Origin of the sequence: Vallitalea maricola (assembly GCF_036985595.1) — a bacterium.
GTDB classification, from domain to species: domain Bacteria; phylum Bacillota; class Clostridia; order Lachnospirales; family Vallitaleaceae; genus Vallitalea; species Vallitalea maricola.
Genome location: NZ_BTPU01000135.1, coordinates 1 through 4,060 on the forward strand (window position 1 = coordinate 1; position 4,060 = coordinate 4,060).

At 30.1% G+C, this 4,060-nt stretch carries 6 protein-coding genes, 4 tRNA genes and 1 rRNA gene; 10 read left to right on the forward strand and 1 reads right to left on the reverse strand.

Annotated features, from left to right (window positions below; translation table 11 throughout):
• Positions 1–68: 68 nt before the first annotated feature.
• The 5 genes from AACQ14_RS23575 (at position 69) to AACQ14_RS23595 (ending at position 552) form a co-directional block, all read left to right on the forward strand.
• Positions 69–140, forward strand: a tRNA-Asn gene (locus tag AACQ14_RS23575).
• A gap of 10 nt (positions 141–150) precedes the next feature.
• A tRNA-Glu gene (locus tag AACQ14_RS23580) sits at positions 151–222 on the forward strand.
• Between the two features lie 2 nt (positions 223–224).
• Positions 225–342, forward strand: a 5S ribosomal RNA gene (rrf, locus tag AACQ14_RS23585).
• Between the two features lie 43 nt (positions 343–385).
• Positions 386–456: transfer RNA gene (locus AACQ14_RS23590), tRNA-Cys, on the forward strand.
• A gap of 22 nt (positions 457–478) precedes the next feature.
• A tRNA-Met gene (locus AACQ14_RS23595) sits at positions 479–552 on the forward strand.
• 247 nt (positions 553–799) lie between these two features.
• On the opposite strand, the gene AACQ14_RS23600 is transcribed toward AACQ14_RS23595, so the two are convergent.
• The gene (locus tag AACQ14_RS23600) at positions 800–1,678 is read right to left on the reverse strand and encodes a DMT family transporter (protein WP_339365996.1); all 879 of its coding nucleotides are present in this window, start codon (positions 1,676–1,678) and stop codon (positions 800–802) included.
• A gap of 284 nt (positions 1,679–1,962) precedes the next feature.
• Between AACQ14_RS23600 and AACQ14_RS23605 the strand changes: the two genes are divergently transcribed.
• The 5 genes from AACQ14_RS23605 (at position 1,963) to AACQ14_RS23625 (ending at position 3,869) form a co-directional block, all read left to right on the forward strand.
• Positions 1,963–2,139, forward strand: a complete 177-nt coding sequence (locus AACQ14_RS23605) for a DUF951 domain-containing protein (protein WP_339365997.1) — start codon at positions 1,963–1,965, stop codon at positions 2,137–2,139.
• Positions 2,140–2,333: 194 nt separating this feature from the next.
• Complete coding sequence (gene rpsF / locus AACQ14_RS23610; protein ID WP_113673084.1) at positions 2,334–2,621, forward strand: 30S ribosomal protein S6; 288 nt, start codon at positions 2,334–2,336, stop codon at positions 2,619–2,621.
• A 19-nt stretch (positions 2,622–2,640) separates the two neighbouring features.
• Positions 2,641–3,081: a single-stranded DNA-binding protein gene (locus tag AACQ14_RS23615; protein ID WP_113673085.1), complete on the forward strand. Its 441-nt coding sequence runs from the start codon at positions 2,641–2,643 to the stop codon at positions 3,079–3,081.
• 33 nt (positions 3,082–3,114) lie between these two features.
• Positions 3,115–3,351, forward strand: coding sequence for a 30S ribosomal protein S18 (gene rpsR, locus AACQ14_RS23620; protein ID WP_339365998.1), 237 nt, complete (start codon positions 3,115–3,117; stop codon positions 3,349–3,351).
• Positions 3,352–3,539: 188 nt separating this feature from the next.
• Entirely contained in the window at positions 3,540–3,869 is a 330-nt protein-coding gene (locus AACQ14_RS23625) for a MazG-like family protein (RefSeq protein ID WP_339365999.1), read from the forward strand.
• Positions 3,870–4,060: the final 191 nt, after the last annotated feature.

Here is a 4,060-nt window from a genome sequence, read left to right on the forward strand (position 1 = left end):
CTTTGCAGAGGTTGATAAGATGATTTGTTGTTCACAATGTGTTGTTTTGAATGTTTATATAAAAGTATTCCTCGATAGCTCAATGGTAGAGCATTCGGCTGTTAACCGAAGGGTTGTAGGTTCGAGTCCCACTCGGGGAGTTTATAATAAGGCTCGTTGGTCAAGCGGTTAAGACACCGCCCTTTCACGGCGGTAACAGGGGTTCGATTCCCCTACGAGTCATTTTCGGTGGTAATGCGTTTATGGGAAACACCCGTTCTCATACCGAACACGATGGTTAAGACATAAACGGTCGATGGTACTTAGTTGGAGACGACTTGGGAGAGTAGATGGCTGCCGATTTTGTTATTGACAAAATTAATGCACTATGCATATAATAAATTATGGCGCCATAGCCAAGTGGTAAGGCAGAGGTCTGCAACACCTTCATCATCGGTTCAAATCCGATTGGCGCCTTGGAAACATTTTAATTTAATGGCGCGGAGTGGAGCAGTCTGGTAGCTCGTCGGGCTCATAACCCGAAGGTCAAAGGTTCAAATCCTTTCTCCGCAATTACTTACAGCTTATTAGCTGTTTTTTTATTGCTCTTAACTAATATAAGAATCTATAATTGATAGTAAATAGTTATTCTGATTGTCTATAATTAATCATATGTAGAACGATACTATAAATGGTTTATTAAGGGAAGTAATATATTTTTCATCTAATAATTTACTTTTCTATAAGAGTAAGATAGATTAGGTAAAATTAAATAGATGATAATTAATATAATTATCATCTATAAAAACAAGATTGGTTATTAGCATTGTTTCTTTTTCACGTCAACTTCTGATATAAGTATAGCTATAAAAATAACAATACAGCCTAATATTAGTTTGATATTCGGTGATTCCTTCAATAATATTACAGAAAAGATTGTTCCGAATACAGATTCAGTTGATAAGAATATAGCTGCTTTATTAGCTGGTACTTTCTTCTGTGCATAAGTCTGGATGAAGAATGCAATAGAAGTACAGAAAATACCTAAATATAGAATAGCTAAAATGGCATTTAGGGTTATATCTATTTTTACCGTATTAATGTCCATGACAATAAAGGATATTAAAGATAAAATAAATGCTACATACATCTGTATAATAGAGAGTTTTATAGGGTTGATTTTCTTACTATAATGTCCATTAAACACTATATGCAGTGCAAAGAAAACAGCACATATCAAAGTTAGTAAATCACCTAAATTAACACCTGTAGCTGTATCTAACGTTAATAAACCAATTCCAATAAAACAAATGATCGCTGATAAAAATGATTTTAGTAGGGGCTTCTTACAGTATAGTATCCAACATAAGAATGGAACGATAATTACATTTACACCTGTTAAAAAAGCATTTTTTGATGGGGTAGTATATAGTATTCCGAAGGTTTGAAATATAAAACCTAGAAAGAGGAATAAGCCAACAATAAAACCACTCATAATATCTGATTTTGAGATAGTTTTTAGATGTTTAAAGAAAATAATACTAAGCATAATGGCTGCGGTTAAGAATCTTAGGGTTAGAATTAATATAGGAGTAGCCCCCATATTTAAAGCTATTTTGGAGGCTATAAACCCACTTCCCCAGATTATTGCTACAATAAATAAAAGACCTTCGTATAAATATTTTTTTGATTTTAACATATGTATTCACCACAAATTAGAGATACCAAAACAAAACTAAAGTCATGTTCCTTATAAAAAACTATTGATTCTAATTAATTCCTTTCTTAATGTAATATTCATCAAACATTTGTTTGATTGCAGTATAATAACTATAACATGAGATAGGGATTTAGGTAAATAAAAATATTGAATATGCATATTATTTAAACATACATTATATTTACTATTACTTGGATTTAATTTATAATAGTAAGCAGGATATTTTTATTAATAAAAGTTAATAATTAATAGAGGTGATTAAGATGGATATAAAAGTAGGAAATATATTACACTTAAAAAAACAACATCCTTGTGGAAGTTATGAATGGGAAGTACTTAGAACTGGAATTGATTTTAGAATAAAATGTTTAGGATGCGGTCACCAGGTCATGATTCCAAGAAAGAAATTAGAAAAGAATATTAAGAATATTAAAGAATAATGGTATCTATTTATATATTAATATAAAATATAAAATTTCTTATTGCATAATGTGAAGAACTGTGTTAATATATTAAATTGTAGTGTGACGATAAAATAGTAATTTTATGTCAAGCTATATAATCATTATTGTAATGATTATTATCCTTGCTCTTATTATTAATAAGGGCCAAAGTCCAAAAGGAGGTGTAATTAATGAATAATTACGAATTAGCAGTTGTAATCAACGGGAAAGTTGAAACAGAAGTTAAAGAAGCCGCTTTAGAAAAAATCAAAGGTTATATTGAAAGATTTGGTGGTACTATCGGTGAAATTGACGACTGGGGAAAAAGAAGACTAGCTTACGAAATTGATAAAGTAAAAGAAGGTTATTATTACTTTATTCAATTCCAATCATCTTCTGACGCACCAGCTGAGATTGAAAAAAGAATCCGTATTATGGAACCTGTTTTAAGATTCTTATTTAAGAGATTAGAAGACTAATTTTAAGGGGGTAATGTTTATGAATAAAGTTATATTGATGGGGAGATTAACAAAGGATCCAGAAGTGAGATACTCACAAAGTGCTCAACCTCTTGCAATTGCTAGATATACATTAGCAGTTAACAGACGTTTCAAACGTGATGGCGAGCCAGATGCTGATTTCATTAACATTGTATCCTTTGGTAAATCAGGTGAGTTTGCTGAGAAGTTTTTTAAAAAAGGTCAACAAGTTTGTATTGTTGGTAGATTGCAAATAAGATCTTATGATGATGCTAACGGCAATAGAAGATGGATGACAGAAGTAATTGCTGAAGAACAGCATTTTGCAGAAAGTAAATCTTCATTTGAAAATAGAATGGCTATGGAACCAAATGAAACATCCGTTCCAGCACCAGAGAATAATAATGCCGATGGTTTTGTTCCTATAGACGAAAGTTTTGATGACGACCTACCATTTTAGGTATAATATGATTTTTATAAAGGAGGTAAAATAATGGCTTTCCAAAAAAGAAAAGGCGGAAGAAGAAAAAAACGTATTTGTATTTTTTGTGCAGACAAAAAAGCAACAATTAACTATAAAGATGTAAGTAAATTAAAAAGATATGTTTCCGAAAGAGGAAAAATCCTTCCAAGAAGAATCACTGGAAATTGTGCTAAACATCAAAGAGCATTAACAATAGCTATTAAACAAGCAAGACATATAGCATTAATGCCTTACACAGTTGATTAATATAGATATTTTAGGGCTCTGAGTAATCAGAGCCTTTATTAATTATTTGACATGAACACATTAATATAATTTCTTAACTTTTCATATCTTCCATAAAATGTTATAATATGATTAATCTATGTAAATAGATAAAATAACTTATGTCAAATAGATATAAATAATTATAAAAGTAAAAGGGGACTGTAGTTATGTCTATATATAAAGGGGATTTTGATATTACTAAGACTATAAGGATTATTGAAAGGTTAAAAAGTCAGCTGCTGTCAAATGTATCTGCTCTGTTTTCAAACATGGCTGAAGGTAATACAGGTGGCAATAATGAAAATATTGATATCTTAGCTGATATAATTATTCTTTCTTATTTATTATCGGATAGATTAGGTGTTTCAAACGAAGCTCTTGATGTTAAATTAATAAATAAATTACGTTTGGCTAGTTTACAGGATGCAGAGAATTCTGAATGGGTACAAGAGATACTTACATTATCAAAACATCTTAATAAGTCTAGGCAAATATAGATATACAATATATTTTGAATGTATTTCAAAATATAGGAGGTTATTATGAAAAAAAGTAGTAATGCTAGATATATACTTCTTTTAATAATATTGATTGTTAATGCTTTATATAGTTATCTATTTTTAACAAGGGGAGAAGTAATATTTTTAAGCTTTATCGTTTTTATACCTATTGCAATATATAGCTTGCA

Excerpts from the sequence above, each read along its gene's own strand:
- AACQ14_RS23600 (WP_339365996.1), bottom strand. The coding sequence starts at position 1,678 with ATGTTAAAATCAAAAAAATATTTATACGAAGGTCTTTTATTTATTGTA.
- AACQ14_RS23605 (WP_339365997.1), top strand. The coding sequence starts at position 1,963 with ATGGATATAAAAGTAGGAAATATATTACACTTAAAAAAACAACATCCT.
- rpsR (WP_339365998.1), top strand. The coding sequence starts at position 3,115 with ATGGCTTTCCAAAAAAGAAAAGGCGGAAGAAGAAAAAAACGTATTTGT.
- rpsF (WP_113673084.1), top strand. The coding sequence starts at position 2,334 with ATGAATAATTACGAATTAGCAGTTGTAATCAACGGGAAAGTTGAAACA.
- AACQ14_RS23615 (WP_113673085.1), top strand. The coding sequence starts at position 2,641 with ATGAATAAAGTTATATTGATGGGGAGATTAACAAAGGATCCAGAAGTG.
- AACQ14_RS23625 (WP_339365999.1), top strand. The coding sequence starts at position 3,540 with ATGTCTATATATAAAGGGGATTTTGATATTACTAAGACTATAAGGATT.